Raw genomic sequence first — 24,313 nt, 5'->3', positions numbered from 1 at the left:
TGCGATCCTGCACGTGGGTCGGCCCGCGTGCAGGCCCCTCTCACTTGGACAGACGATGCGGCTCTTTCCATTTGCGCTTGCGCTGCTCGCGAGCACCGCCAGCCCGGCGCTCGCTGAACCCGTGGGTGAGCGTCTCGCCCCCTGCCTCGGCTGTCATGGTGAGAGCGGGCGCTCCGAGACGCCGGGCGTGCCCTCCCTCGGCGGCCAGCCGGCCGACTATCTCGTCACGCAGCTCTACCAGTTTCGTGAGAGCCAGCGGGTTGCGCCGCCCATGAACGAGATGGCGGCCGGCCTCTCGGACGATGACCTCCGTTCCTTTGCCGAGGAGCTCTCAAGACTGCCGGCGCCCTCACCAGGCGAGACTGCGCTTGACTCAACCCTCGCTGAGCGGGCGCGAGCGCTCGTCGGGCGCCACCAGTGCAATTCCTGCCACGGCGCCGACCTCGCCGGGCGGGACGCGATCCCGCGCATCCGCGGGCAGCGTGAGGATTACCTGCTGAAGGCGCTCGCTGGCTACAAGAGCAACGCCCGGCCGGGCTACGACCCCGCGATGAACGAGGTCGCGCAGGGCCTGAGCGAGGCTGACATCGAGGTCCTCGCCGCCTTCCTGTCGCGCAGCTGAGCGCGGATCAGCCGCTCACGGGCGGCGCCCGCGCCGGCGCGGCGGCCGAGCACCGCCCCGGAGGTCAGGCCGGGGCCGCCCGGGCAATCATTGAGGAACACGCCGCCGACGATCTCGCCACGGGCGTCGGGGCAGGGGATCAGCGCCTCAGTCCAGCGATTGCAGCACCGGTGTCGTCGGCCTCCAGGCCGCAAGAGCGCGGAACCTGGGCGGCCGGCGATCAGGTTCGAGAAGGTGCCCCGCGCGGTCGCGAGGCTTGTCATCCGCTGTCCGGACGCGATCGTCCGGACAGCGGATCAAACGCGCCAGCAACGGGTCATCTCCGCCTCGGACCGGGAGAATCCGGGTCAGGCAGGCTGCGCTTCGGGGTCGTCGAGGAACCTCGAAACCGGGCACGCGCCCGTGAGCAGCCGGTCTCCGGCGCGCCCGCACTCGCCTCGGCCTTCCGGCCGGCCTGTCCGGCAACGAGCGGCTCCTGTCAGATCAGAACCGCGGTCTTGCTGGATGGGCGCTCCCGGACATGGCTCCCGGGGCGCAGACGGACGGCGGCGTCAAGGAACCTTTGGTGCCGCAAGAGGCATGAGCCGGACGCGGATCACGGTCGGGTGCGGGGATCGTTTCGGCCCGATCTGGGAAGAGGCGCTACCACATGAACAAGGCATTCGGAGTGCAAGTCACTGTCAAGCAAGCTCACTCGTCGGAGCCCAGAACGGCGCCTGTGCTCGTGGTTGCTCGTGACGAGATGGACGCGGAGCTCTTGGTCTCGGAGTCTGCTGGCCCAGGATCCAGCGCGACCGTGATGCGCGAACTCACCCGGGAGGAGGTTCTCGAACACCAAATCGATCTGGACCAGCATGGCAGCATGAAGTCGCTCCCAATCTTGAATCTCTAATCAGCTTAAGGAGATGCGCCCAGTGGTGGAGCGGCTGGAGCATTGTCCGACGAGGTGGATGCCGGTTCGTCGAAGACAATGCGGAAAGATCAAAGACCTGGAGCAGCGCCCGATGGCCACGTGATCGGGCGCTGCTCTCGCGCGGAGCCGCATTGAGGGGCGCCGCGACGCGAAGGAGCTCGGCGCTCCTACGACGCTGGATCGGTCTCGCCGTCGAGTGCGATCGTCCGCTCGACCACGTGTTGCAGCGGGGCGTTCTCGGCCGTGAGCGTCATTCGGAGCTTGAGCGTGTTGCCGGACACGAGACCCTCCCGTGCAACGCGCTCGATCTCGCGCTGGGAGGTCACGCCGACCTCCTTCAGGAACTTGCGCAGCTCGATGTTGAAGCGGTCCTCGTCCATATTGCTGTTCCTCCGGTGCTTCGGTCGCCGAATCGGCAACGCGGAAGAGGAAATCTATTTCCGGGGTCCGGTGGAGTGCGTGCTCGAACCCTCGCCTTCGGCTCGGGGGCGGTGAACCACGCCCGCTCCGTGCTTCGCACGTCGCCCCTCGTTCCCCGCCGTCCCCGGAAGGGGCTGAACGTCTGGGCCTCGTGCCGTTCATGCCCACAAACCAGCCCGGCCCCGAGCGCGAGGACGATCGGCGGATCATCCCCGGCATCCTGCACGTGCTCACCTCCGGCTGCCGCTGGCGCGACGGCCCGGCCGCGGATGGACATCGCACCACGGTCTACAACCGCTTCAACACATGGTCGCGGCGCGGTTTCTGGACGGCGATGCTGACCGCCCTGGCTAGGGCCGGGTGGGTCGGTGAGGCGGCTGCTATCGACGCGACTTACGTCAAGGCGCACCGCTCGGCGCAGGGCGGCAAAGGGGGGCGACAGCGCAGGCGATCGGCGCGTCGCGCGGCGGAAAGACGACCAAGATCCACGCCCTCGTCGACGTGCTCGGCCGCCCTGGCGTCCTCCTGCTGACGCCGGGCAACACCAGCGCCGTGCGCACGGCCCCGGCGGTGCTGGCCGAGGCCCCATCCAGCGCCTGATTGCCGACAAGGGCTACGACGCCGACAGGCTGCGTGCTGATCTGCGGGAGAAGGGCATCACCCCCGTCATCCCCGGCACCCGCGCCCGCAAGCGCCGGCTGCGCCACGACAAGCGCCGCGACCGGGAACGCTGGCGCATCGAGGCTGCCTTTTGCCGTCTCAAGGACTTCCGCCGGATCGCCACCCGCTCCGACAAGCTGGCTCGCAACTACGCTTCCGCTCTCGCCCTCGCCGCCGTGATCGCGTTCTGGTGCTGATTGAGTCCTGACCCTAAGCCCGCGCGACCCGTTGACTAACATTTGGAAATACTGGATCTGTCACGCCTACACACAGACCAGGGCATGTGGGAGCAAGCTGTTTCGTGGTGTAATCAATCTATATCGGATGGCCCCTACTGGATAACGTATCTTGATTTTGCTGCAGCGCGTGCTTGGCTCGACAGAAAACATGATGCCCAGGAGGCGGTCAAACAACTTGTCCGTCTTATGCCAGGATACACAGTCCAGAAATGGGCCAAAGCTGATTGGTCGCGCAATCCGATCTTCCCGGAGGAGTATCGGCGCACCGTTGAAGGGCTCCGTAAGGCCGGGCTTCCGGAAAACTAAGATGCACCTCGGCGGACGGCGGTCGGGGCGGTGCGCGATTTCGGAGAGGGTCCTCCCTCACGCACCACTGCCCGGCGGCAGCCGAGCGACAGCCTGCGTTGCTGGCCATGGTGCGCAGCCAGCAGTCCGAGGAACTCATCCGGCATCCGGTTGATGGCTTCGCCATCTCCCCTTTCGGCCATGCGGATGTCGGCGTCGCTCAGGCGCCGCGCGGGCTTGGGATACGACATCCGACGGATTGCTTCGCAATGCGGATGTCGGCTTCGCTCAGGCGCCGCGCGGGCTCGTGATCCGGGATCCGCTTCGATCAAGCCGATCCCGTATGACAGAGGCCCTCCACGCCCGCTGCCCGCTCGTCGCTTTCAGTCTGCCGCTCTCAAACTCAGTAAAATAGCCTGTTGAGGGCCCGCGCCCCGCGGATTTGAACCGTAGAACGGGCCGCGAGCAGCCAAGCTCTGGTCCAAACGACAAGCATGAACTGCTACAAGGATTTCTTGCTCCACCTGAATGCGTTCAGCGAACCGGTCAGCGGCGGCTTACGGGTTGCGTCGTCGAGAGGTTCGCCTGCCCCGTCCGAGGGCGTGCGCGTCGGTCGACGCATCACGCGCGTGCGGAATACGAGGACGAGCAATGCCGCCGCAGAGACCACCGCGAGCGGCAGCGACACCTGCCAGCGCTCCCGCGCATGGGCGCGGGCCAGAAGGTGGTCCTGAACGAAGCGCTCGCCGCGAGCCATCTCGTTGTAGGTCTGCTGGTAGGACGCAATGCGCCGAACCTCATCGTCTGTCAGGCCCGCCCCGCGCCAGCGCGATTGCCTCTCCTGGTTGGAGAGGGCCTCGACCTCGGCGCGATACCGCCGCTCCATCGCAGCCGCTTCGGCGTAGCGAGCCGCCTCGGCATCGTCCATGAAGCGCTCAGGCCGCAAGCCAATCCGGTTCAGGGCCGCGAGCAGCGGCTGATCGGCCCCGGGCCTGATGAAGGACCAGAGACTGCCCGCGAGCATGAGTGAGAGCAGACCGATCGATGATGCCTGGCGTGCACGAGCGCGCCTCTGCGTCGTCTCGTTTGGGTCACCGATCCACAAAAAGCGCGCCAATGCGGCGAGACCGAGAGCGGCGAACAGCGTGAGGACCACGCACGCGCCAGTCGGAAGGTCGAATGCCAGCGAGCTCGCGAAGCCACCCAGTGAGGCCGTCAGACCAACGCACCAGCCAATGAGGAGCGCCAAGCCGATTCTGTCGGCGGCGAACAACGTCCCGGTGACGGCCGGGATGATGAGGAACGAGAACACGAGCAGGACGCCCGCGACGGCGACGGAGCTGGTCACGATCGCGCCGAACGAGGCGTAGAAGACGAAATCCCACAGGACGCCACGGGCGCCGGTGAGTCGGTTCTCCGAAGCGTCGAGCAGCGGGCGCCGGGCGGCCCAGTGCAGCAATGCGACGGCCGAATAGAGCGGGACGATCTTCGCGAGCTGCTCCGGTCGCGCGTCGAGCAGGGTCCCGACGAGCATCCTCTTGACGTGTTCCGCCCCCTGCGGCGCGCGATCGATGACGAGCACCGTGGCCGCACTGGCGGCGACGTAGAGGACACCGACGAGCGCCTCTTGGCTCACCGCCCAGGACACCGAACGGCTCGCGGTCAGGGCCACCGCGCCGGAGAACGCGAACAGCATCGCGTATGCGAACGCGGCCAGATCGCTCGGCGCGTGGCCGAGGGCCACGGCGAGCGTGGCCCCCAGCGCGGAGAGCTGCGCGAGCGCGAGATCCGCGAACACGACCCTTCGGCGCAGAACGTGGAGGCCCAAGTAAGTGTGGACCCCGATGAAGATCGCCGTCACGGCGAGGGGCACCGCGAGCAGGGCGGCGAGATCGGCGATCAACGCCCACCCGCCTCGAACGCGTCGTGGAGCACGTCGACATCGACCTCGAACAACCCAAGGTAGTCGCCGGTCCCCGATAGCTCGCCGACCGACCCGGCGAGCACAACCACCCGGGCACCGGTTCGGGCCGCCACGGCCTCGGCCGGCCCGCGCGGCGCGTTCGGCTTCGCGAGCACGACGCGCACGCCCTGCTCGCGCATCAGCCCGGCAACTCGGGCGAGTTGGGCCGGGCTCGGTGCGATCCCCTCCTTCGGCTCCACGACGGCAACCACGTTGAGGCGGAAGCGGCGGGCGAAGTAGGGCCAGTCGTTGTGATAGGCGACGACCGGTGCGCCCGCGTAGGGCGCCAGTCGGGCCTGCCACGACGCGAGCCGCCGGGCGAGGCCGGCGAGAAAGCGCCCGCGGTTCTCGGCGACCAGGGCGGCTCGGCCCGGCGCGACCCGTGCCAACCCATCCGCAATACCGGCGGTGATCGTCTCGGCATTCGCGGGGTCGAGCCAGTAATGGGGGTTCGCCAAGCCGTGAGCATGGCCGCCGGTGGCTCCCGCCTCCACGCTGCTCCCCAGCACTTCGAGGAGTGGGATGCCCGCCGAGGCGTCCACCTGCCCCGCGCCGCCCCGCATGAGCTTCGGATCGGCGTGGCGCGCCAGCAGCGGGTCGAGCCAGTGATCGTAGCCGAGGCCTACGCGGACGACCAGGTCGGCACCACGCAGCCCAAGGAGGTCGCCCGGCCGCACCTCGTAAGCCTCGGGGTCGGCACCGGGTGGGACGAGGCTCGCCGCAACGACAGCGTCACCGCCGACCGCCTCGACGAGACTTTTCAGGTCCGGCGTGGTCGCGACGACCCGCACCGGTCCGCCCTGGGCCGCACGCACCGCTGCGGGGCAGAGCAGAAGCGGCAGCACCAGGAGAGCGAGCGCGCCCAAGCGCCGGAGGTTCCGGTCGCTGCCCACTGGTGCCAGGCCGGCTAGCGCTGGTTCACCCACAGGCTCTTGGGAACCATGCAGCTGACCTCCTTCTCGGCATCCCGGGGTGCCGCGATGCGGCAGTCCATCGCCATGCTCGCGAGCGCATACGCGTCCAGGCGCGACAGTTCCTTGCGCTCGACGAGCATGTTGATCATCGCCATCGACGCCGTGTCCATCGCCCTGTTCAGGTCCGCGTCCCTGCCCGTCGTGACGAAAACCTCGGGCGTCTCGGCTCGCGGCAGCTGCGTCGGCTTCCTTCCATCCTTGGGCAGCATGCAGTATGTGCCCTTGACGACGTTTACGACCTCAGAGATCGGGCAATTCCAATTTTCCAGCATCGACTGCTCGGCCTGCGCCTGTGAGACCTTGTCGCGTTCAATGATGAATCTCGTGGTCTGGTCGCGCAGGAGGTCGAGAGCCTTGTTGAGATCCTGATCGTAGCCGACCGTGATCCAGTCCGTTGGGGTCTCAATGCGCGGCCAGTCGAGCGTCGCACCCTTGATCACCTCGACCGTGACGTTCAACTCCTTGAACGCCGTCTCGATGGCGCAGAGGTTCACCTCGCCATTGCCCTGACCGGCGTGGCTGTCGCCGGACCACAGCAGGGCTCCCTGGACGAAGACCGGTATGTAGAGCGTCGCGCCTTCCGTGAGTTCGCGGATATCGAGGTTCCCGGCGAAGCGGCCGGGTGGCACCGAGCTGTACCGGCCAGGCTCCGCGCGGGCTACCGCGGTCGTGCCCGGGAACGGCCTGAGCGGGATCTCGATGCCTGGCGCGAACTCCATGGTCTTGCGGTCGAGGTCGAGGTAGAAGAATCTGATCTGTCCTTCCGGGAATTCTTTCGGAAACTCACCGAACAGGCCTGGAAGATTGAAATTGGTCGCGTAGGCGCGCGGCACGATCTTGTTGATGTGCACGCGGAGAACATCTCCAGGCTCTGCCCCTTCAACGTAAATAGGTCCCGTGAGCGTGTGAGGGCCCCGGCCCGGGTAGTCAGTGCGGGTTTTCTTGACTTGATCGATTGTGATGCCCGGAACCACTTGATTGTGGGCGTGCATCATTGTTTCCATGGCGACCGTGTCGCCGGACTGAATTCTCAGCACGGGCGGCTGGGAGTTGTCGAACCAGCCCCACTGCGTCGTGGCAGGGGTGGCTGGCAGAAGATGAACTTTGCCTTTGGCATGATGCGAGGGCGCGTTCATGCCCTGTTGCTGCAGTGGGCCGTAGACGAACGGCAAGAACGTCGTGGGATCGTTGAGGTCGGGCGATGCCGGCTTTGTCTGGCCGGGAGCCGGCGCAGGCGAGGTGGGAGCCGGGGCACCCGGGCTCGGCGCCTGCGGGCGCCCCGAGGGCGTTGGTAAGATCTGGGGGGCTTGAGCCCGAGACGGAGTGACCGATCCCGCGAGGGCCAATGCGGCAACGGCCGCAGCGCCACAGAGGAGGTTCTGCCGCATCGGATAACTTCCTCCCTCTGTTCTTCGGGAGGCAGCATGCCTCGTCATCGAGCAGTCCGTCCAGTCCACCTCGTGAGGTTGGCTTGAAATCCGGCGATCGGCCGACAGCAGTTATTCTTCGAGAGAGCGTGGTGGTGATGCGGCGACGAGAGCGGGGCCGCCACCGACGAGCGCCGTGGGGGCACGTCAGCGCCCGCAAGAGTGCCGGCCCGCATCCGATCGGGCGACGCGCTTGCGAACAGCGTTGCGGGCGCGCAGCGGCGCTGGCAGGGCGGGCGGAGGAATGTCCCGGCGGCGGAAGCCCTGCGCAGGCTCAAGGAGGCGAGGCGAGACGCTCCGACGCGCTCGACTCTTCACGCTTCGGTTGAGCCGCCATGCGATGCGCCGCTGCCCGGTCGATGGCTCGAAGGAGGGCGGTCCGCCGGCCCGAAGGCCGGCGGGGGAGCGGGGTCTCAGAAGAAGCCGAGGGCCTTGGGCGAGTAGCTGACCAGGAGGTTCTTGGTCTGCTGGTAGTGGTCGAGCATCATCTTGTGGGTCTCGCGCCCGATGCCCGACTGCTTGTAGCCCCCGAAGGCGGCGTGGGCCGGGTAGGCGTGGTAGCAGTTCGTCCACACCCGGCCGGCCTGGATCTCCCGCCCGAACCGGTAGGCCCGCGTCCCGTCCCGTGTCCACACCCCGGCGCCCAGCCCGTAGAGCGTGTCGTTGGCGATCGCCAGCGCCTCGGCCTCGTCCTTGAACGTCGTCACCGACAGCACCGGCCCGAAGATCTCCTCCTGGAAGATCCGCATCCGGTTGTGGCCCCGGAACACCGTCGGCTTCACGTAGAAGCCCTCGGCGAACTCGCCCGCCAGCACCGCCCGCTCGCCGCCGGTCAGCAGCTGCGCCCCCTCCTGGCGGCCGATGTCGATGTAGGACAGGATCTTGGCCAGCTGCTCGCCCGAGGCCTGGGCGCCGATCATCGTGGCCGGGTCGAGCGGCGAGCCCTGCCGGATCGCCTCCACCCGCGCCACCGCCTTCTCGATGAAGCGCTCGTAGATCGATTCCTGCACCAGCGCCCGGCTCGGGCAGGTGCAGACCTCGCCCTGGTTGAGGGCGAACATCGCGAAGCCCTCCAGCACCTTGTCCAGGAACGCGTCGTCCCGCGCCATCACGTCCTCAAAGAAGATGTTGGGCGACTTGCCCCCCAGCTCCAGCGTCACCGGGATCAGGTTCTGGCTGGCGTACTGCATGATCAGCCGCCCGGTCGAGGTCTCGCCCGTGAAGGCGATCTTGGCGATGCGCGGCGAGGAGGCCAGCGGCTTGCCCGCCTCCAGGCCGAAGCCGTTGACGATGTTGAGCACGCCGGCCGGCAGCAGGTCGCCGATGATCTCGGCCAGGACCAGGACCGAGGCCGGGGTCTGCTCGGCGGGCTTGAGCACCACGCAGTTGCCGGCCGCCAGGGCCGGGGCGAGCTTCCAGACCGCCATCAGGATGGGGAAGTTCCACGGGATGATCTGGCCGACCACGCCGAGCGGCTCGTGGAAGTGGTAGGCGACGGTGTCGTGGTCGATCTCGGAGAGCGAGCCCTCCTGGGCGCGCACGCAGCCGGCGAAGTAGCGGAAATGGTCGATGGCCAGCGGGATGTCGGCGTGGGTGGTCTCGCGGATCGGCTTGCCGTTGTCCCAGGTCTCGGCCAGCGCCAGCAGGTCGAGGTTGTCCTCCATGCGGTCGGCCATCCTGGTGAGGATGCGGGCGCGCTCGGCGGGGGCGGTGCGGGCCCAGGCGTCCTTGGCGGCGTGGGCGGCGTCGAGGGCGCGCTCGATGTCCTGGGCGTCGGAGCGGGCGACCTCGCAGATCAGCCGCCCGGTGAGCGGCGACGTGTTCTCGAAGTAGCGCCCCGCCGCCGGCGCCACCCACTGCCCGCCGATGAAGTTGTCGTAGCGCGCCGCGAACGGCGAGGCGGTCTGGCCGCGCAGGAATTCCGGCTTGTTCATGGCGTTCCTCCGCAGCTACCTCCCACGGTGGAGCCGTGGAATGCTGAGCCGTCGTTGATGTGCTGAAACGGTAGCTGCTTCGCCTGCTGTATGGACGCCTGACCATGAGCGGCATTGATCCAGCTCAACATCAGCGCGCGATGAGATTACTTTCGCGGCCAGGATGATGCCGGCGCAGGCGCCGACCTGCCGTGCGCGACAGCGCAAATTCTCTCGCACCTGGCGGCTGCCGCGAACCGCCTCAGGCGTTGTTCCGAGACGAGACGACCGCGTCGTAGATCTCGACGCACACCTCTGACGACGGGAATGGCGGGCGGATGAGGCCGGTGGCCGGGGCCGAGGGCGGGCGACCCCGACCTCGAGAACGAGGAGGGGAGGCATGAAGCTCTACGAGGACTTCTTCCACCCGGACGCGCAGGTCGAGATCGCAGGGGACCGCTTCGTGGTGACGCTGCCGGATGGCCGCTCGCTCTCGTTCAAGGTCGAGGGTCACGCGTGCCACAACCCGAACGTCAAGTGCCCGCCATCCTTCGACATTCGCGACCAGCTCGACGAAGAGTGAGGGGCAGGCTCGCGGATTGCGAGGCTTGTTCGCCTTCGCGAACGTGTGGTGCACTCGGAACGGCGGAGAGGCCCGGGAGCGTTGCCCGCCATCCGGCTCGTTGCAGGGGCTCCAGACCCGCCAGCGGCGCCGTGCGTTGCGACCTTGCCCCCTGTTCGTCTGCGCGGAACGGGGGCCTGGCGAGGCATGCGCCCGACGCCGTGGGATCGCCTCAGCCGGACCGCCATTCGCTCGGCGACCGGCCGGAAAACTTCTTGAACGCGCGGCTGAACGCCGCCTCGGAGTCGTAGCCGACGTCCTGGGCCACGGCGGCGACCTTGGCGCCCCCCTCGCTCAGGCGCTTGGCCGCAAGCTGCATGCGCCACCGGGTGAGATACTGGATGGGAGGATAGCCGGTCAGCTGGGTGAACCTGCCGGCGAGCGCCGAGCGCGACGCGCCGCACGCGGCGGCGAGGTCCTCAAGCGTCCAGGCCCGGGCCGGCTCGGCGTGCAGCAGCCCGAGGGCATGACCCACCAGCGGATCGCGCAGCCCGGACAGCCAGCCGATGTGCCCGGGGTCGAGCTGGTCCATGTAGGTCCGCACCGCCTCGATGAGCATCAGTTCCGAGAGCCGGTTGAGAACGCTCTGGGCGCCCGGGCGCCGGTGCTTCGTCTCGTGCGAGAGGAGCAGAACGAACTGGTTCAGCAACCCGTCCGTCGCCGGCGACGCGCCCCGTCCGACGCGCACGAAGCGTGGCAACGCGTCGAGCAGCGGATTGAACGGGCGCACATCGCAGCTGAAGAATCCGCAGATCACGTGGGCATCGTCCGCGCCGCCCGCGCCGGCCCGCAACCGTATCGGCAGGCCGCCGACCTCGTTCGGCCGGCGGTGAGCATCGAGATCGGGCCCGGCGCGCATCCCCGGCGCGCTGGAAACGGCGTGCGGCTCGCCATGCGGGATGATGGCGATGTCGCCCTCGTGCAACCGCACGGGCTCAAATGGCGCACCGTCGACGATGGAGATCCAGCACGAGCCGCGCGTGAGCACGTGGTACTCGATCGCGTGCTGGGCACCGGGCAGAACGGCCCCCGCGATCTGCGCCGATGGAGGCGCCTCGGCGACCCAGGGCGCGGTGGCGGTGACGTCGAAGAACACCGAGCCGGTCAGCCGGACCGCCGAGAGCACATCCGAAAGCACGTCCGCCGTCATGGGCAAGAGCCTCCATGGGCAAGAGCCTCCATGGGCAAGAGCCTCCATGGGCAAGAGCCTCCATGGGCAAGAGCCTCCATGGGCAAGAGCCTCCATGGGCAAGAGCCTCCATGGGCAAGAGCCTCCATGGGCAAGAGCCTCCATGGGCAGCAGCCTCGATCCCCGTGCGAACCGAAGCTCGGCCGGATCGCCGGGGCGCTGCACATCCGTGGGGCGCTCAGGCGCCGCTGCCCCAAGTCGAGCGCCAGGTCGAGCGTTAAATCCAGCGCCGTGCTGGCGAAGAGTTCGGTGCTGCGACTCGTCGTGAGCTCCGATCCCGAGCAGCTCCGCGGCCATCGGATCGCGCCGAGTATACAGCACCGGCGCGGCCGGCGTGAGTGAGAGCAGCACCCGATCACGTGGCCATCGGGTACTGCTCTAGGTCTTTGATCTTGCCGCATTTTCTGCGACGAACCGGCATCCACTTCGTCGGACAATGCTCTAGCGCGGCCGACGTGGCGGTGCACGAACTGCACCGCGCCCGCGATGGCGCCGAGGAAGGGCACCATGACCGAGGTAGCGGAGTGGAATGCCGTCAGGGCGAGGTTGCTCCGTCGGACCGCAACGGCCGGGAACTGGACGCTGCCGCGATGACGGCGCGCGGGCCATGGCGCTCCGCGCGGTCGCCGAGCCGAGATGGCGCAAGTCGAGGCCCGTGCGGCGGCTGTCGCCATCCACGCACCACCGATCAGCTTGGCGCTACGGGCCCGCGGTGGGAATGTGATACGACATCCGACGGCTTGCGTCGCCATGCGGATGCCGGCGTCGCTCAAGCGCCGCGCGGACGTGTCATCCGCTGTCCGGACGTGATCGTCCGGACAGCGGATGACAGGGTCGGGAGACGTCCCGCGCCGCTTCTGATCCGGGCGACGGAATAAGGCCTTCGGGCCACAGCACAGGGTGGCGGGTGCCGTCGGCTGCTGTGGCCTGCCGCATCCTCACCGTCGTGTCACGACGACTTCCAGGTATTCGCTCGGCACGACCACGGTCGCGTCACCAGACTTGTTGAAGTGCCCGATCAGGCCGGTGAGATCCTGCGCCAGCGCTATCCTGGCGGTAGCCCCGAGCGCCTCGAAAGCCTTCAGCATCGGGCCGTAAAAGGTGCGGAAGGTGCCGAGGAAGTGCTGTACTGAGCGGTAACGGAAGGTGAAGTGCCGGGACTGCGCGATGAGCGAGGACGCCTCGGCAGCAAAGCTCGTGTCAATCCACTCCGGCGTTCCCCACAGGGCTGGGGACTTGAGGCCTGGCGGTGGTGGGAGGTGTTTGCCGATGATCTTGAACATCTGGCCTATGAAGCCGTCCGGTGTCCAGTTGGCTAAGCCGATACGCCCCCCGGGCCGACAGACGCGGAGCATCTCGCCCGCGGTGCGGCCCTGGTCGGGACTGAACATCGCGCCGAAGGTGGAAGCGACCGCGTCGAAGGACCGGTCTGCGAACGGAAGGTTCTCGGCATCGGCCTTGCGGAATGTGACGGCCACGCCCTCGGCCTCGGCCCGCAGCCGCCCGCGCTCCAGGAGGGGCTCGACATAGTCCGTGGAGGTCACGTTGCACCAGCGGCGGGCGGCTGCAAGCGTGAAGTTGCCGTTACCGGCGGCGACATCCAGCACGTCCTGCCCCGCGCGCAGGTCCATCGCCTCCGCGAGTTGCTCGCCGACGATCTGAAGCGTCGTGCCGACGACGGCGTAGTCTCCTGACGACCAAGCCAGCTGCTGCCTGGCCTTGATGGCCGCGAGATCCGGCGCGGCCGCGGTCGGGCGGCAATCGATGACGGTGCTCATGGCATGCCCTCGTCTTCCTGCGTGGTCTTCTTCGCTCCGGCCGTCCGCCGATGCGTCGGCCTTGCGGGGATCACCACTACTGCCGCCGACCGGCCAAGCGAATGACCGGGCCGCCAGACTTCATGCTCGTGCGTCCACGCCCGCTCTGGTGGGATTGCCCCGGCTCTTTATGTGGACGGTGAGTGGGCTTGGCTGACCAGGGTGCCGGTTGCGGGCTTTGGGCGGTGCTCCTGTTCGAGTGCCGAAACGCGCCGCCCTGATGGACGCCGCCGAACCGGACGTGCCGGCCTCCATGGGCTTCCCGGCCCAATATCGGGCCAAGCTCCGCAGCACGAACCCGCTGAAGCGCCTCAACGGCGAGACCAAGCGGCGCACCGAGGTGGCCGGCATCTTCCGCAACGGGGCGGGTGATCAGGCGCCCGATCGGCGCGCTTCTGCCGGAAGCCAACGACGAGTGGCCGCTGCAGCACCGCTACGTGCAGGTCGAGGGCATGGCCGGGCTCACCCCGGCGTTGATCGAGGAGGCGATCACTCTTCCGCCGCAGGCCGCCTGACCGGTGGCCGCTCCAACTCGACCCCGAAACGCGGTCTCATTGACGGACGTGCCCAGGGCCCACCCAGCGCGCCGGCGGCAGAACGGGCGGCTTCGGCGGCCCGGTCAGGTCGGGGAAGCCGGCGTGACGGCGGGCCACGTACGCGTTCCCACGCACCCTGTCGGGCGGCGGATAGGGGCAGTCGTGGGCGACGCCCTCCAGCACGCGCTCGAGGGGCGTGTCGGCCCCGTCCTTCTCGGCGAGGCGGGCGAGCCGATCGGAGCCCTGCCGCGAGGCACAGATCCCGCTGGCGGCCCGCACGATAACGACCAGCGCCGGCCACTGCATGCTCGTCGACCGGCGCCCCACCGCTGAGCGGAAAGCGTTCGACTTGGGCCCTTATAACTCGCGGGAAATCAAGTTGCGCTGAGATTGCAATCGCCATTCGTAGGTACGAGTTTAAATCGGCAATTGACTACATAATTTATGTAGATTTTACTCGCTGAGCCTCGGTCTCAGTGGGGAGCATCCAATGCCGCTTCACCTTCCGAACGTCCGTGGAGCACGTCGTCTTGCTGATGCCCTGAACGCGACCGAGCAAATTCTGGGAAGAGACCCTGTTCGGCAAGTGACGATGAGTGCCGGGCACCGCATGCTCGTTGATCGGCGCTCGACGACAGAGCGGGGCCCGTTCTATCTGCGCACCTACGACCAGCAGAAAATAGAGCTTCTGAGGAGGTTCATCGAGCCGGGGACGGCGGTGCTCGACATTGGAGCCAATGTTGGCTTCTTTACAGTCCCGCTCGGCATCTTCGTTCGAGACCAGCGGCGCTTCGGGCGGGTCTTTGCCTTCGAGCCAGTCCCAGGGAACCGCGACCGCCTGCAGGAAAACATCCTGATAAACGCGCTCGATGAGACCGTGACAATCATCCCGGCTGCGCTCTCCTCGAAGCCGGGAACGGTCGAAATCTCGCTGCGCGAGGATTTCCAGAACGGATCGCGCACCGGCAACGCCGCGATCGTCATTAGCACTGAGGATAATTTATTTGAAACAACCAGGATCGTGACGATGCGGCTCGACGACTATGTCGCGCACGAGATCGCTTTGCCGATCAGCGTCATAAAAATCGATACGGAAGGCCATGAAGACGAGGTGCTCGCCGGTGGAAATGAGACAATCGCCCGGAACCGCCCCGTCATTCTGATGGAAGTCGAACCGAATTATTACGAACGCAAGGGGGTCGATTTCTATGAGAGGGTCCGTGCCGTGTTGCCGCCCGACTATCGATTCCTGGCAGTCGGGTTGCATCGGCAGAGCGTGCTGCGGCCGCTCGGAACGCGGTTGAGTTTCACGGAGATCAGGGACCGCCCGTCCTTCATGCGCCCGCAGGACGTCCTGCTGCTTCCGCCCGGTCGCCACGTCTGACCGGTTGGCTCCCGACGAGTGGCCTGCGCCTCACGAGGATCCAGCGGCGCCATGTCAGCGAGGTCCCGGTACAGGGCGCCGATGGCCTCGCTATCGTGCCGAGTCACGTCGAAGTCTGGTTGCCCCCGGCGCCGGGGGCCGCCACGCTCGAACGGTTCGGCGCCGGGGCGATCAGCCCCAAGGGTGATCAGCCGCCAGGAGGTGGCCCGGTTGGACTGTCAATGGACAGTGGGTCCCGTCCACCATCGACGGCTTGGCCGGGCGCGCGCAGCGGGCCGGGCGGCGAGGGCCGGCACGAACGATTCCGGGGCCGGCGCCTCGGGAGCCGCGACGCTCCCCGCTGCCGCGCATACGGGACGGGCACGACGGCGCGACGCTGTGCGCCGAAGTCGAGGTGGCGAACAAAGATCAAGTGATCCGGGATCCGCTTGATCGAAGCGGATCCCGTATCCCAAGCCCGCGCGGTGCCTGAGTGAAGCCGACATCCGCATTGCCGAAAGGGGAGATGGCGAAGCCATCAACCGGATGGCGTATGAGCCTCCTCCGGCGTCGCGGCGGCATGGCGCGGATCGCCTGCATCGCATCGGGTGGAATGCGGAGCGGCTGCGGCGACCGCGTCCTGGACGGTCAACGACTTGGGTCGGCTGGCGCAGCGTCGAAGCGGACATCACCCTGAATTCGTCGCAGGAGGCGGACCGCTCGGCGCGGTGAAATCCGGCGACTCGGATGTGTTCCGGTTCGGATGAGCCGTCGCGTCGGGCGAGGCGGCCCGGGATGGCGGGCGTTCTCGGATCCGGACGTGCACGGCGCCGGCCGCGGACCGCGCGGCGCGCGTGCGCCCCGGCACGGCGCGCCGGCGCGAGCGGTGCGAAGGTGTTCGCGTCCTGGAGGGCGAGGAGGAACGAGCCCGACGGGTGGCATCAGACACCATCGGGGCGCGCCCTGCCCGGGCCGCCGCACGGGAGTTCACCATGATCAGCAAGTCGCTTGCCACGGCCGCGATCCTCACCGTCGGGCTCGGCACCGTCGCCCACGCGAACCTCACCATGAGCCCGCCGAGCGCGCTGCCCGCCGCCCAGCCCGGGCCGGCCGTGGCCGAGGCTCCGGCGCGCCCCGCGCCGAAACGCTACGCCGAGGTGAAGACCCTGGCACCCACGACGCAGACCGACGCCGACGAGCGCTTTCAGGGCACCCGGCCCGCGCCGCGCGTGATCGACCTGCCGCGGGCGGAGGGGCAGAACCAGGCCTACGTCGCCGCCCCGCCGGCCCCGCAATCCGCGCCGCAGGCCAGGCCGGTCGCCGCCGTGGAGGAGCCCGCCCCGGCCCCCGAGCCCGTCGCCGCGCCGCGCCGCGGCCGCGTCGCGGACCGCGACCTCGTCGAGGCCCCGCGGCGGGCGGAGCGGCCCGCCGGCTACCGGACCGCGAGCTGGAACGGCGGCCGCGGCGCCACCTGGAAGACCGGGAAGAACGATTACGGCTTCGAGGGCACCTTCGGCGGCTGCCGCTTCGCCGGGTTCAGCGGACCCGGGGGCTTCAAGCTCGATCGCGTCTGCCGCTGAGCCCAGGGTCGGAAGCGGGCCGCCGCCGCGGCGGTCGACCTGCGGCCCGCTTCAGGTCACGGCATTGCCGCCCTCGCACAGGACGAAGGGCTCGCGGCCGCGGATCCGGTCCCCACTCGCGACCAGGGTCGCGCTGGTGAGGTGCTCGCGGCCGAACACGTCGCGGTAGGTCACCTGACCGACCAGGTAGAGGCCGAGTTCCGAACTCAGCAGGCGCTCCGCCACGCCGGGCGCCGCCTGGAGGTTGACCCGCCGGGTCACCAGGCGCGTCTCGCGCGCACCCACGATGCAGGGGAGGCGGTCCGCCGCCGCGGTCACGCTCGGCAGGCTCGCCGCCGGGAAGGGCTCGACCGCGAGCGTGAAATTCGCCACGAGGTCGAGGGCCGGCGTCAGCCCGTGATTGCGCAGCTCGATCTGAACGACGAGGTCCTGGCCCGGCGCGAAGCGCTGGAAGGACGCGAAGGTCACCCCCACATAGGCCCGCAGCTGACGCTCGCTCGCCTCCCGCTGCAGCTCCATCCCGGCCGCCTGGAGGGCGACCGCGCGCTGCGTCGCCTCGACCAGGTCCCGGGCGGTGCGGTCGCGCCGGGCCAGGACGCGAAGGAGGAGCGCCAGGACCAGCAGGCCGGCCGCCACGCCGCCCAGGAGCCAGGTGTCGCGATCGAGCGTCCGCACGGCCTGAATGGCGGGCGCCGCGAGATCGAGCATCCACTGCTTGGCCTCGAGCAACCGGGTCACGAAATCGGATGAACTGATCATCGATCGGATGTCATCAGCGGCGCACCCGGCGTCGGCAGGACTCGTCGCGCGCCGGCGGCGAGGTCCGGCGCGCGCGGACGGCCTGACACCTACCCGGTTTGCGGCGGCGGGCGAAGCCGAAAGAGTACCGAGGCCGCGATTCCTTGACGTCCGGCTCCGGCCACCCTCGACCCACCATCCGCACCCGCCGGGATCGGCCGAGTGGACCGGCGGGGCGCTGATATACCGGATTACTCTTTCGAGATAACGCCGATTACCACTTGACAGCGCTTCAAAGTAAGTAAAACCTGCCTCTCGGGGAGACCAGAATCTCCCGCCCGAACGAGGCGGGGTACCAATGACTTGCCGCTGCAATCGTCCGCGCCCGCGCGAGGCGGAATCGCTCGCGGGACTGAGCTATCGCGCCTACCTCATCGACGGACAGGACCACATCGTCGGAGTCGAACGCATCGACGCGGAGGACGACGTCGAGGCGCTGCTGAAGGCGCGCGGCCTCGACGTGCCGTTCGACATCGAATTATGGGACCGGGATCGCCGCGTGATCGGCATCCAGCGTCACCGGATGCGGGCGGCGCGCAACTGAGCCGCCCGGACCGCGCGCGAAAAACCCCGCGCAGCTCCAGCCGCGCGGGGGCGATCCTGTCCGGGGAGGCGGCCGGTCAGGCCGCGAGCTTCGCCGCCAGCAGGTCGTTCTCGTTCCCGGCGACCAGCGGGGTGCGATCCGCCGGAGGCGTCAGCCGGTCCGCCGCGACGAGGACCAGCGAGGCGTTGGCGGCGAGGGCGGCGACGAGGCCGAGAAGGGCGAAGGCGATCATCGGAGGCTTTCGGTCTGCGTTGTGCGATGCACCATATATGGCACCGCACCATTTTCGTTGGTATGCCAGATGCCAACGGTCAGGCATGCGCCGCGGGCATGGCCCGGGCCGCTCCGGCCCGGCTGCCGGGGCGCGCCTGCCGCGACCGGCCCGCGCGCCCGAGAGTCAACGCTTTCTTAATACGCCCGGACCACTCTCTCGCCCGTGCGAAATCCGCCCGCGTTTCGCTGCCCCGCACCCGGACAAGGCCATGGACGACGAGATCAGGATCCGCGTGATCGAAACGGCGTTGCGCATGATCGCGAAGCACCTTCAGGACACGGATCCGAGGTTCGGCGTCAACGTCAACGGGCGGCTCGACGCCCAGACCATGGCGGTGGCGTCGAACGACGACAAGGGTCCGGTCGAGAAGGACAAGACCGTGGAATTCTACGATCAGGTGCGGCGCCTGTTGAATCCCGGCCGCTGAGCGCCGCGTCAGGGTGAATCCGCGAGCCGGTCGCAATCGCGCCGGTGCGCGGCGAGGCAATCCTCCCGCTGCGCCTCGCGCCGCAGGGTCGTGAACACCCAGACGCTCCCGAGCACCAGCGCGGCGACGAGGGCGAGGGCGAGGAGCGCGCGCCCGCGCTGATCGGCATCCTCCCGAGGATCATCCGTCGGCATCGTCCGGTCCCGCACCGGCGGGCGCGCGGCCCGACCCGCGGAAGATCGGGTCGCGGCGCCCCCCCGTCCAGGGCGCGCCGTTCGGGACGCGGACGGCACGGCGCCTCCCCTCGGCCTCCTCCCGAATCGGCAGGTCTTCCCGAATCGGCGGGCCTTCTTCCCGAATCGGCAGGTCTTCTTCCCGGACGCGAATCAGCTTAGCCTGCGCTGGATAAGATGCCGGCCACCGCTGGGTGAGCTGGCCGGATTCAGGGAGACGCCGATGTCCGAGCCTGTGCGCATCACCGTGAAACCTGACGGCAGCTACACCCTCCTGCGCGGGGATCGTCCGCTGATCTTCGGGCTCACGCGGGAACTCGCCTTCAGCCTCGCGGAGAGCTGCGGCGTGGTGATCGAGCGCACCTACAGCATCGGCTGAGCGACGCACGACCTCCCGCCGCGCGGCTCCGAGACCCGCTGCGGGATCCGATCGCGCCGCGGTCGGCTCCCGCCCGCGCGTCACGCGTCGAGCGGCTTCTCCGCCCGCACCATCAGGACCTGGCCCGAATGCGGGACCAGCCACGTCATCGCGTGCAGCGTGAGCGCGGCGATGCGCGTCAGGATGTTGCGGAATTCGCCCGGCCCGTGCCCGACGTTGAACGTGCCGGGCGTCACGCCCACGAAGCCGATCAGCCGCAGCATGCGGGCCAGCCGGGCGCCGTCGTAGTACATCACGTGGCCGAGCAGGCCGCGCTCGGCATCGTCCGGCCCGTCCATGAAGTGCAGGAAATCCCACTGGCCGAGGGCGAACCGGATCCGATGCTCGAGGAAGACGGCGTTCGGCGTGGTGATCACCAGCAGCCCGCCCGGCCTCAGGGCCCCGCAGGCGCCGCGCAGCAGCCGCATCGCCACCGTGTAGTCGAGGTGCTCCAGGATCTCGGTGCAGATCACGACGTCGGCGTCGCCCTCCGGCAACCGGCAATCGGGATCCCGCAGATCGCGGGGCAGGCGCGCGATGCCCCTTGCGTCGAGCCAGCCGCGGATCGTCGGCTCCGTGAAGGTCTGCGAGAGCGGATGATCGACCACCGTCCAGGACAGGCGCCCCGGCCCGATTCGCTCGGCGACGAGGTCGAACAGCAGGGGATCCGGCTTGCCCTCGTTCAGGCCCGACAGGTTGAGCACCGCGACGCGGTCGAGCTGCCGCTCGGCGACCTGTCCGAGGATCACGTCGAGCAGCCGAACCACGCGTCGCCCGTTGCTCCGATTCCAATCCCGGGAAGCGGCGCTCAGCGTTCCGAAGAGGTCGCGATCCATCGCGTTGAAAGCCGAGACAGCGAAGGACACGATGTCGTGCCGCGGGCCGGAACGCCCGATTGACCGCACGAAATCCGGACGAAAACGGCCAGCACAGGGTCCGCGCGCGCGATCCGTCCGTGCAATACTCATATCGCCTGCCCCTACGAAACCGCTCCCGGTCGGACGAGCGATACCATGCGAAGCTGACGGATACAGACGGTCAGACTGCGTAGCGCATATCGCGCAGATTTCCCGCCGCATCCATCTCTCAAACTCTACGGAACATCGTTCTCGCCCGCCGCATCCGGCCTCGGGTGAACGCAGGATACGGGAACCGCCCGCGGGTTCACGCGCGCACGGTCTCGCGGCGCGAACGGCCAGGAGATCCGGGCGCGTCGCCCGCCGACCTTTATCCCAGCCCGGATGCGCTGCACGACCACGGTCGACCTCCGCTCTCAACTGATGGGCGACGCGGTTCGTGAAGCATCGAGCGGGCAGCCTGAGCGGACAAACCTTGCCGAGAGCTGGCGTGAAACCGGACGTTAACCACCACGGCATAACGCTACGCTGATACCAGCCGGTCCGGGCCATGGCGGCAGCGGGCCGGGAGCGAGGTGAGGTCGCCCATGTCCCGTGTCATCGCCCACCCGGCCCGTCCGGGACAGGCCCGCCGGAGGACCCGGCGCGGCGCGTGGCGGCCGGTCGAGGCGATCGGCCTCATCGCGGCAGGACTGACGCTCCTGGTGATCGGGACCGCCCTGAGCGTGGCGGACGCGATCGATGCCTCGCTCGCCGAGTTCCCCCGCCAGCACCTCGACTGAGCAAGCGAACATCCCGCGATGTCCGGCGCGATCGCCCCGCCGGAATTCGAGGGGTCGTCTCGGGCCGCGGGCCGGTCTGGCGCGGATCTCCCTCGAGAAGAAACAGGCGATGAGGCCGGACGGTGCCGGCACTCCCCCCTTCCTCATGACGGGCGGCGAGCGAGAGCTGCGCCCCGAAGCATCCTGAACGGTGATCCGAACGGGTGACCGTCGAGCGGGCTGCGAGGCAGCCCGCGTCTGCAGCTCAGCATGGGGAGGGGGCGATGCGCGGAAGGACGGGCGGCTATTGGCCGCCGCCGCCGGACCCGTTGCCGCCGTTCCGACCGTACTGGGGAACGGGACGGGTCGTCTGCTCGGCGTTCGCGCCCGCCGCGGAATCGGATTCCAGCGTGCTCGCGCCGGTCCGGCCGGGCACGACCTCCACCGCACCCGGGCCGCTCTTGTCGGGCGCGCCGAGCGAGCCGGTGACGTCCGGCGAGGCGGGGGCGACCAGGACGGCACCGCCCGGGATCCGAACCGGGGTCTCGACGATCTGGGCGAGGGCGCAGGTGGGGAGGCCGAGCGCGAGCGCGGCCGTGGCGAGCCTGATCATGGTGTTCCTTGAGGTGAGGGGAGGGGCGGTGGGCCGCCGACCTGCCGGGCCAAGTCGCCAGCCAGGCGAGTCGCCAGCCAGGCGAGGGTTCGCGTCGTGCGAGCAATTTTTCTGCGCACAATCGATCGGCGCGAATCCGGGCCGGCGCGCGCCTCAGGCCAGGAAGGTCAGGACGGCCACCGCCACGGCACCGCCCGCGACCGCGAGACCGAGCAGGATCACGCTGCTCAATTGATCGGCGTCGTCGAGCGTGCGGCCCGACCGGTCGCGGAACGTATCGGAATCCATGACGATCTCCTGGTTGGCGGGATCCGGCGGGGCAACGCCCCGGCACGCGCTCCGGTCGCGCGCGATATGGCCGCACCCGACCAATAAAGCCGATCATCGGTCCGCCGCCCGGCCGGACCGACCGCAAACTCTCCGACATCCTCCGTCAGCAAGTCCGGCGCAACGCACTCTATTGGGCTTGACACGTCATCTTCGACCAAAGTACGAAAACTTGCGGCCAGGGATGACGCGCATGAATAGCGAGGCGGCTTCATATAATCTGTTTTGCAGTGCACAGAAGCGGGAGCTTTATTGTGCAGTGCCGGCCTGGATGCCCGTTCCGTCATTCATCCGGATGCCGGCCTGGCAGTTCGTGACGGTCATCGACGACGTCGCCGATGCGCCCCGCGGCTTCGTCTCGGCGGCGGCCCGGCAGGCGGCACGGTGGAACGGCTACTACCTGTTCCAGTCCTGGGGCCTCGCCGTGATGCGGCGGGCGCGGCCGGACGCCATCCCGGACGCCATCCCGAACGCTGCCTGAGCCGCGCCGCCGGCGCGCGGTCGGGAATCGTTTACCGAGGCCCGCCTAGACTGGGCACGTGCCTCGCGGCGGGTCGCCGCGGCCGTTCCCGCGTCGGCGCACCGCGGCGACGCCCGATCACCGCGGTGCGTCATGTCTCTCCCGCAAGCACCGTCCGTCGACGGCTGGTCCCTCGGTCGACCCTCGCCCGCGCTCCGCGGCCTGCGACTCGGCCTGCTGGCGGGGCTCCTCACGGTCGCAGCGGTCGCGCTCCTGCTGCCCCTCGGGCTGCTCGCCGAGGGCAGCCTCGTGACGGTGTTCTTCAACACCGACCGGGCGGCCTCGGGCGCCGTCGCCCTGAGCCTCCTCTTGGCGCTCGCGGGGCTCCGGGCGCGCGCCGGAGTGCCGGCCGCTTGGCATCGGCTGGCGGCCCGGCCCGGACGGGGCGGCGCGGTCCTCGCCGCGGGCGTCGCGGCGGCGGCTGCCGGCCTCACCCTCCTGCTCCATCGCGGCCACCCGCTCTCCTACGACGAGGCGATGGCGGTCTTCGACGCGCGAATCATCGGGAGCGGGCACCTCGTCGCGCCGCTGCCGGAGGCGTGGCGGGACTACGCCCCGGCCCTGGCGCCCTTCTTCCTGCTCCCCGTCCCGGGGCACGCGGGCTGGGTCTCGTCCTACCTGCCGGTCAACGCGGCCCTTCGGGCGGGCTTCGGGCTCCTCGGCCTCGAAGCCCTGACCGGACCGATCCTGGCCGCGGCGGCGGCGTGGCTCGTCGTCGCCGTCGCCCGGCGCCTGTGGCCGGCCAGACCCGACGCCGCGATCCTCGCGGGCCTGCTCCTGGCCACCGCCCCGCAGGTGCTGGTGACGGCGACCACCGCCTACGCGATGACCGCCCACCTCACCCTCAACCTGCTCTGGCTGCGCCTCTTCCTGCGGGGCGGGCGGCTCGGCCACGCGGGCGCCGCCGTGGTCGCCTTCCTGGCCTGCGGGTTGCACCAGATCGTCTTCCACCCCCTGTTCGCGCTTCCCTTCCTGGCGGGCCTGCTGCCGGCCCGGCGCTGGCGCCTCGCCGGCTTCTACCTCGCGGCCTACGCCCTGATCGGAATAGTCTGGGTGCTGTACTGGAAGCTGGCCGTGGCAGCCTCCGGGCTCGCGCAGCAGGACGGCGGCGCCGGCCTGGGGGGCGGCTACCTCGCGGCGCGCGCCGCCGAGCAGATCGGCACGGTCGGCCCCTTCGCGCGCGACCAGATGGTCAAGAACCTCGTGCGCTTCCTCATCTGGGAGAATCCCCTGGTCCTGCCGCTCGGCCTCCTGGCCTGGCCGGCCCTGCGCCGGGGCGACGGGGTGCTGCGGCCGCTCGCGGCGGGCCTCCTGCTCACCTGCGCGGCGATGGCGGTTCTCTCGCCCTTCCAGGGCCACGGCTGGGGCTACCGCTACCTGCACGGGATGATCGGCAGCGCCTGCCTGCTCGCCGCCGCCGGCTGGATCGAGGCGACGCGGGGCCTCGCGCCCGACGCGCTCGCGCGGGCGCGCGGCAGCGTGGGCCTTGCCTGCCTCGCCTGCCTCGCCCTGGTGCTTCCGGTGCACGCGCGCGTGGCGCACGCTTTCGCGGCCCCCTACGTGGCGGCCGACGCGGCGATCGCCCGCGCGGAGGCCGACATCGTCGTCGTCAACGACGACAGGCTCGCCTTCGCGGCCGACCTCGTGCGCAACGCGCCCGACCTCTCGAACCGCCCGCTGCGGCTCCACCTGCAGGCGATGGACGCCGCGCAGCTCGAAACCCTGTGCGGGCGCGGGCGGATCGCCACCTTCGCGGCGGAGCAGGGCCACCGGCTCGGCATCCCCGAATTCGTGACCCCGCGGGCGCGGGTGCCGCTGCCGATCCCCTGCGCGACGACGCCCGTCCCGGTGCCCTGAACCTGCATGCGAGGGGGCCTCGGCTCGGCGGCGGGAACCGCGCGGGGACGATGACCCGAGCGGCCGTCTCGCGGCCCGATCCGCCCGAGGGTGCCGCCGGCCCGCCCGCATGCGGCTGCTCGGGCAGCCTCTAAATAGAAACTCGCTATGCTGGCGTGCGA

25 protein-coding genes and 2 pseudogenes are annotated in these 24,313 nt (G+C 69.3%); 13 read left to right on the top strand and 14 right to left on the bottom strand.

From position 1 onward, the window contains the following. The first annotated feature begins 55 nt into the window (after positions 1-55). On the top strand, positions 56-622 hold the full coding sequence (locus QA634_RS14115) for a c-type cytochrome (RefSeq protein WP_012332628.1): 567 nt from the start codon (positions 56-58) through the stop codon (positions 620-622). A gap of 1,080 nt (positions 623-1,702) precedes the next feature. Here the strand turns inward: QA634_RS14115 and QA634_RS14110 are convergent. Further along, on the bottom strand, positions 1,703-1,915 hold the full coding sequence (locus tag QA634_RS14110) for a DUF6494 family protein (protein ID WP_012332626.1): 213 nt from the start codon (positions 1,913-1,915) through the stop codon (positions 1,703-1,705). A 200-nt stretch (positions 1,916-2,115) separates the two neighbouring features. On the opposite strand from QA634_RS14110, the pseudogene QA634_RS14105 reads away from it, so the two are divergent. Next, positions 2,116-2,812: pseudogene (locus QA634_RS14105) on the top strand (IS5 family transposase). A gap of 446 nt (positions 2,813-3,258) precedes the next feature. Further along, entirely contained in the window at positions 3,259-3,450 is a 192-nt protein-coding gene (locus QA634_RS14100; RefSeq protein WP_283027501.1) for a hypothetical protein, read from the top strand. A gap of 191 nt (positions 3,451-3,641) precedes the next feature. Here QA634_RS14100 and QA634_RS14095 read toward each other — a convergent pair whose 3' ends face one another. The 4 genes from QA634_RS14095 to adh form a co-directional block, all read right to left on the bottom strand. Next, positions 3,642-5,042 carry a metal ABC transporter permease gene (locus QA634_RS14095; RefSeq protein ID WP_012332625.1) on the bottom strand — a complete coding sequence of 467 codons (1,401 nt, stop codon included), beginning with the start codon at positions 5,040-5,042 and terminating at the stop codon, positions 3,642-3,644. Continuing rightward, entirely contained in the window at positions 5,039-5,968 is a 930-nt protein-coding gene (locus QA634_RS14090; protein ID WP_168169154.1) for a metal ABC transporter substrate-binding protein, read from the bottom strand. The genes QA634_RS14095 and QA634_RS14090 overlap by 4 nt, the downstream gene beginning before the upstream one ends. 41 nt (positions 5,969-6,009) lie before the next feature. Then, positions 6,010-7,248 carry an acetamidase/formamidase family protein gene (locus QA634_RS14085; RefSeq protein ID WP_168169153.1) on the bottom strand — a complete coding sequence of 413 codons (1,239 nt, stop codon included), beginning with the start codon at positions 7,246-7,248 and terminating at the stop codon, positions 6,010-6,012. Between the two features lie 668 nt (positions 7,249-7,916). Beyond that, positions 7,917-9,437: an aldehyde dehydrogenase gene (adh, locus tag QA634_RS14080; protein WP_012332622.1), complete on the bottom strand. Its 1,521-nt coding sequence runs from the start codon at positions 9,435-9,437 to the stop codon at positions 7,917-7,919. Between the two features lie 379 nt (positions 9,438-9,816). Between adh and QA634_RS14075 the strand changes: the two genes are divergently transcribed. After that, positions 9,817-9,999, top strand: coding sequence for a hypothetical protein (locus tag QA634_RS14075; protein ID WP_012332621.1), 183 nt, complete (start codon positions 9,817-9,819; stop codon positions 9,997-9,999). A gap of 211 nt (positions 10,000-10,210) precedes the next feature. Here the strand turns inward: QA634_RS14075 and QA634_RS14070 are convergent, their stop codons facing one another. Together QA634_RS14070 and QA634_RS14065 are read right to left on the bottom strand one after the other, a co-directional pair. Then, the gene (locus tag QA634_RS14070; RefSeq protein ID WP_012332620.1) at positions 10,211-11,188 is read right to left on the bottom strand and encodes an AraC family transcriptional regulator; all 978 of its coding nucleotides are present in this window, start codon (positions 11,186-11,188) and stop codon (positions 10,211-10,213) included. Positions 11,189-12,165: 977 nt separating this feature from the next. Further along, positions 12,166-13,005 carry a class I SAM-dependent methyltransferase gene (locus QA634_RS14065; protein WP_012332619.1) on the bottom strand — a complete coding sequence of 280 codons (840 nt, stop codon included), beginning with the start codon at positions 13,003-13,005 and terminating at the stop codon, positions 12,166-12,168. A gap of 235 nt (positions 13,006-13,240) precedes the next feature. Here QA634_RS14065 and QA634_RS14060 point away from each other — a divergent pair. After that, positions 13,241-13,559, top strand: a pseudogene (locus QA634_RS14060) (transposase); the annotation flags it as partial. Positions 13,560-13,595: 36 nt separating this feature from the next. On the opposite strand, the gene QA634_RS14055 reads toward QA634_RS14060, so the two are convergent. Next, the gene (locus QA634_RS14055) at positions 13,596-13,859 is read right to left on the bottom strand and encodes a hypothetical protein (RefSeq protein WP_265576606.1); all 264 of its coding nucleotides are present in this window, start codon (positions 13,857-13,859) and stop codon (positions 13,596-13,598) included. A 211-nt stretch (positions 13,860-14,070) separates the two neighbouring features. Between QA634_RS14055 and QA634_RS14050 the strand changes: the two genes are divergently transcribed. Together QA634_RS14050 and QA634_RS14045 are read left to right on the top strand one after the other, a co-directional pair. Continuing rightward, positions 14,071-14,964: an FkbM family methyltransferase gene (locus QA634_RS14050; protein ID WP_265576605.1), complete on the top strand. Its 894-nt coding sequence runs from the start codon at positions 14,071-14,073 to the stop codon at positions 14,962-14,964. A 971-nt stretch (positions 14,965-15,935) separates the two neighbouring features. Then, positions 15,936-16,523 carry a hypothetical protein gene (locus QA634_RS14045; protein ID WP_012332616.1) on the top strand — a complete coding sequence of 196 codons (588 nt, stop codon included), beginning with the start codon at positions 15,936-15,938 and terminating at the stop codon, positions 16,521-16,523. Positions 16,524-16,574: 51 nt separating this feature from the next. On the opposite strand, the gene QA634_RS14040 is transcribed toward QA634_RS14045, so the two are convergent. After that, positions 16,575-17,282, bottom strand: coding sequence for a hypothetical protein (locus QA634_RS14040; protein ID WP_012332615.1), 708 nt, complete (start codon positions 17,280-17,282; stop codon positions 16,575-16,577). A gap of 337 nt (positions 17,283-17,619) precedes the next feature. On the opposite strand from QA634_RS14040, the gene QA634_RS14035 reads away from it, so the two are divergent. Beyond that, complete coding sequence (locus QA634_RS14035; RefSeq protein ID WP_012332614.1) at positions 17,620-17,865, top strand: hypothetical protein; 246 nt, start codon at positions 17,620-17,622, stop codon at positions 17,863-17,865. Positions 17,866-17,941: 76 nt separating this feature from the next. On the opposite strand, the gene QA634_RS14030 is transcribed toward QA634_RS14035, so the two are convergent. After that, the gene (locus tag QA634_RS14030; protein WP_012332613.1) at positions 17,942-18,097 is read right to left on the bottom strand and encodes a hypothetical protein; all 156 of its coding nucleotides are present in this window, start codon (positions 18,095-18,097) and stop codon (positions 17,942-17,944) included. 250 nt (positions 18,098-18,347) lie between these two features. On the opposite strand from QA634_RS14030, the gene QA634_RS14025 reads away from it, so the two are divergent. After that, positions 18,348-18,566, top strand: a complete 219-nt coding sequence (locus QA634_RS14025; RefSeq protein WP_012332612.1) for a hypothetical protein — start codon at positions 18,348-18,350, stop codon at positions 18,564-18,566. Positions 18,567-18,574: 8 nt separating this feature from the next. Here QA634_RS14025 and QA634_RS14020 read toward each other — a convergent pair whose 3' ends face one another. Further along, positions 18,575-18,760 carry a hypothetical protein gene (locus QA634_RS14020; protein ID WP_012332611.1) on the bottom strand — a complete coding sequence of 62 codons (186 nt, stop codon included), beginning with the start codon at positions 18,758-18,760 and terminating at the stop codon, positions 18,575-18,577. Between the two features lie 262 nt (positions 18,761-19,022). Here QA634_RS14020 and QA634_RS14015 point away from each other — a divergent pair, with 262 nt between their 5' ends. Further along, positions 19,023-19,178, top strand: coding sequence for a hypothetical protein (locus QA634_RS14015; RefSeq protein WP_012332610.1), 156 nt, complete (start codon positions 19,023-19,025; stop codon positions 19,176-19,178). A gap of 80 nt (positions 19,179-19,258) precedes the next feature. On the opposite strand, the gene QA634_RS14010 is transcribed toward QA634_RS14015, so the two are convergent. Beyond that, entirely contained in the window at positions 19,259-19,984 is a 726-nt protein-coding gene (locus tag QA634_RS14010) for a class I SAM-dependent methyltransferase (RefSeq protein WP_265576604.1), read from the bottom strand. A gap of 677 nt (positions 19,985-20,661) precedes the next feature. Here QA634_RS14010 and QA634_RS14005 point away from each other — a divergent pair. Further along, positions 20,662-20,856 carry a hypothetical protein gene (locus QA634_RS14005; protein ID WP_012332608.1) on the top strand — a complete coding sequence of 65 codons (195 nt, stop codon included), beginning with the start codon at positions 20,662-20,664 and terminating at the stop codon, positions 20,854-20,856. A gap of 283 nt (positions 20,857-21,139) precedes the next feature. Here QA634_RS14005 and QA634_RS14000 read toward each other — a convergent pair whose 3' ends face one another. Both QA634_RS14000 and QA634_RS13995 read right to left on the bottom strand, forming a co-directional pair. Continuing rightward, the gene (locus QA634_RS14000) at positions 21,140-21,448 is read right to left on the bottom strand and encodes a hypothetical protein (RefSeq protein ID WP_012332607.1); all 309 of its coding nucleotides are present in this window, start codon (positions 21,446-21,448) and stop codon (positions 21,140-21,142) included. Positions 21,449-21,601: 153 nt separating this feature from the next. Continuing rightward, positions 21,602-21,736, bottom strand: coding sequence for a hypothetical protein (locus QA634_RS13995; protein WP_012332606.1), 135 nt, complete (start codon positions 21,734-21,736; stop codon positions 21,602-21,604). 310 nt (positions 21,737-22,046) lie between these two features. Between QA634_RS13995 and QA634_RS13990 the strand changes: the two genes are divergently transcribed. Continuing rightward, positions 22,047-22,256 (top strand): hypothetical protein, encoded by a 210-nt coding sequence (locus QA634_RS13990; RefSeq protein WP_198293010.1) that lies wholly within the window; start codon positions 22,047-22,049, stop codon positions 22,254-22,256. A gap of 132 nt (positions 22,257-22,388) precedes the next feature. Next, positions 22,389-24,152: a hypothetical protein gene (locus QA634_RS13985; protein WP_012332604.1), complete on the top strand. Its 1,764-nt coding sequence runs from the start codon at positions 22,389-22,391 to the stop codon at positions 24,150-24,152. Positions 24,153-24,313: the final 161 nt, after the last annotated feature.

Origin of the sequence: Methylobacterium sp. CB376, assembly GCF_029714205.1 — a bacterium.
Classification (GTDB): domain Bacteria; phylum Pseudomonadota; class Alphaproteobacteria; order Rhizobiales; family Beijerinckiaceae; genus Methylobacterium.
Note: the sequence above shows the minus strand (reverse complement) of the source record. Positions and strands in the feature narration are given on the sequence as shown.

What these genes read in the sequence shown, in the direction of transcription:
- QA634_RS14115 (WP_012332628.1), top strand. Translation starts at nt 56, where the DNA reads ATGCGGCTCTTTCCATTTGCGCTTGCGCTGCTCGCGAGCACCGCCAGC.
- QA634_RS14110 (WP_012332626.1), bottom strand. Translation starts at nt 1,915, where the DNA reads ATGGACGAGGACCGCTTCAACATCGAGCTGCGCAAGTTCCTGAAGGAG.
- adh (WP_012332622.1), bottom strand. Translation starts at nt 9,437, where the DNA reads ATGAACAAGCCGGAATTCCTGCGCGGCCAGACCGCCTCGCCGTTCGCG.
- QA634_RS14075 (WP_012332621.1), top strand. Translation starts at nt 9,817, where the DNA reads ATGAAGCTCTACGAGGACTTCTTCCACCCGGACGCGCAGGTCGAGATC.
- QA634_RS14070 (WP_012332620.1), bottom strand. Translation starts at nt 11,188, where the DNA reads ATGACGGCGGACGTGCTTTCGGATGTGCTCTCGGCGGTCCGGCTGACC.
- QA634_RS14065 (WP_012332619.1), bottom strand. Translation starts at nt 13,005, where the DNA reads ATGAGCACCGTCATCGATTGCCGCCCGACCGCGGCCGCGCCGGATCTC.
- QA634_RS14050 (WP_265576605.1), top strand. Translation starts at nt 14,071, where the DNA reads ATGCCGCTTCACCTTCCGAACGTCCGTGGAGCACGTCGTCTTGCTGAT.
- QA634_RS14045 (WP_012332616.1), top strand. Translation starts at nt 15,936, where the DNA reads ATGATCAGCAAGTCGCTTGCCACGGCCGCGATCCTCACCGTCGGGCTC.
- QA634_RS14040 (WP_012332615.1), bottom strand. Translation starts at nt 17,282, where the DNA reads ATGATCAGTTCATCCGATTTCGTGACCCGGTTGCTCGAGGCCAAGCAG.
- QA634_RS14035 (WP_012332614.1), top strand. Translation starts at nt 17,620, where the DNA reads ATGACTTGCCGCTGCAATCGTCCGCGCCCGCGCGAGGCGGAATCGCTC.
- QA634_RS14030 (WP_012332613.1), bottom strand. Translation starts at nt 18,097, where the DNA reads ATGATCGCCTTCGCCCTTCTCGGCCTCGTCGCCGCCCTCGCCGCCAAC.
- QA634_RS14025 (WP_012332612.1), top strand. Translation starts at nt 18,348, where the DNA reads ATGGACGACGAGATCAGGATCCGCGTGATCGAAACGGCGTTGCGCATG.
- QA634_RS14020 (WP_012332611.1), bottom strand. Translation starts at nt 18,760, where the DNA reads ATGCCGACGGATGATCCTCGGGAGGATGCCGATCAGCGCGGGCGCGCG.
- QA634_RS14015 (WP_012332610.1), top strand. Translation starts at nt 19,023, where the DNA reads ATGTCCGAGCCTGTGCGCATCACCGTGAAACCTGACGGCAGCTACACC.
- QA634_RS14005 (WP_012332608.1), top strand. Translation starts at nt 20,662, where the DNA reads ATGTCCCGTGTCATCGCCCACCCGGCCCGTCCGGGACAGGCCCGCCGG.
- QA634_RS14000 (WP_012332607.1), bottom strand. Translation starts at nt 21,448, where the DNA reads ATGATCAGGCTCGCCACGGCCGCGCTCGCGCTCGGCCTCCCCACCTGC.
- QA634_RS13995 (WP_012332606.1), bottom strand. Translation starts at nt 21,736, where the DNA reads ATGGATTCCGATACGTTCCGCGACCGGTCGGGCCGCACGCTCGACGAC.
- QA634_RS13990 (WP_198293010.1), top strand. Translation starts at nt 22,047, where the DNA reads ATGCCCGTTCCGTCATTCATCCGGATGCCGGCCTGGCAGTTCGTGACG.
- QA634_RS13985 (WP_012332604.1), top strand. Translation starts at nt 22,389, where the DNA reads ATGTCTCTCCCGCAAGCACCGTCCGTCGACGGCTGGTCCCTCGGTCGA.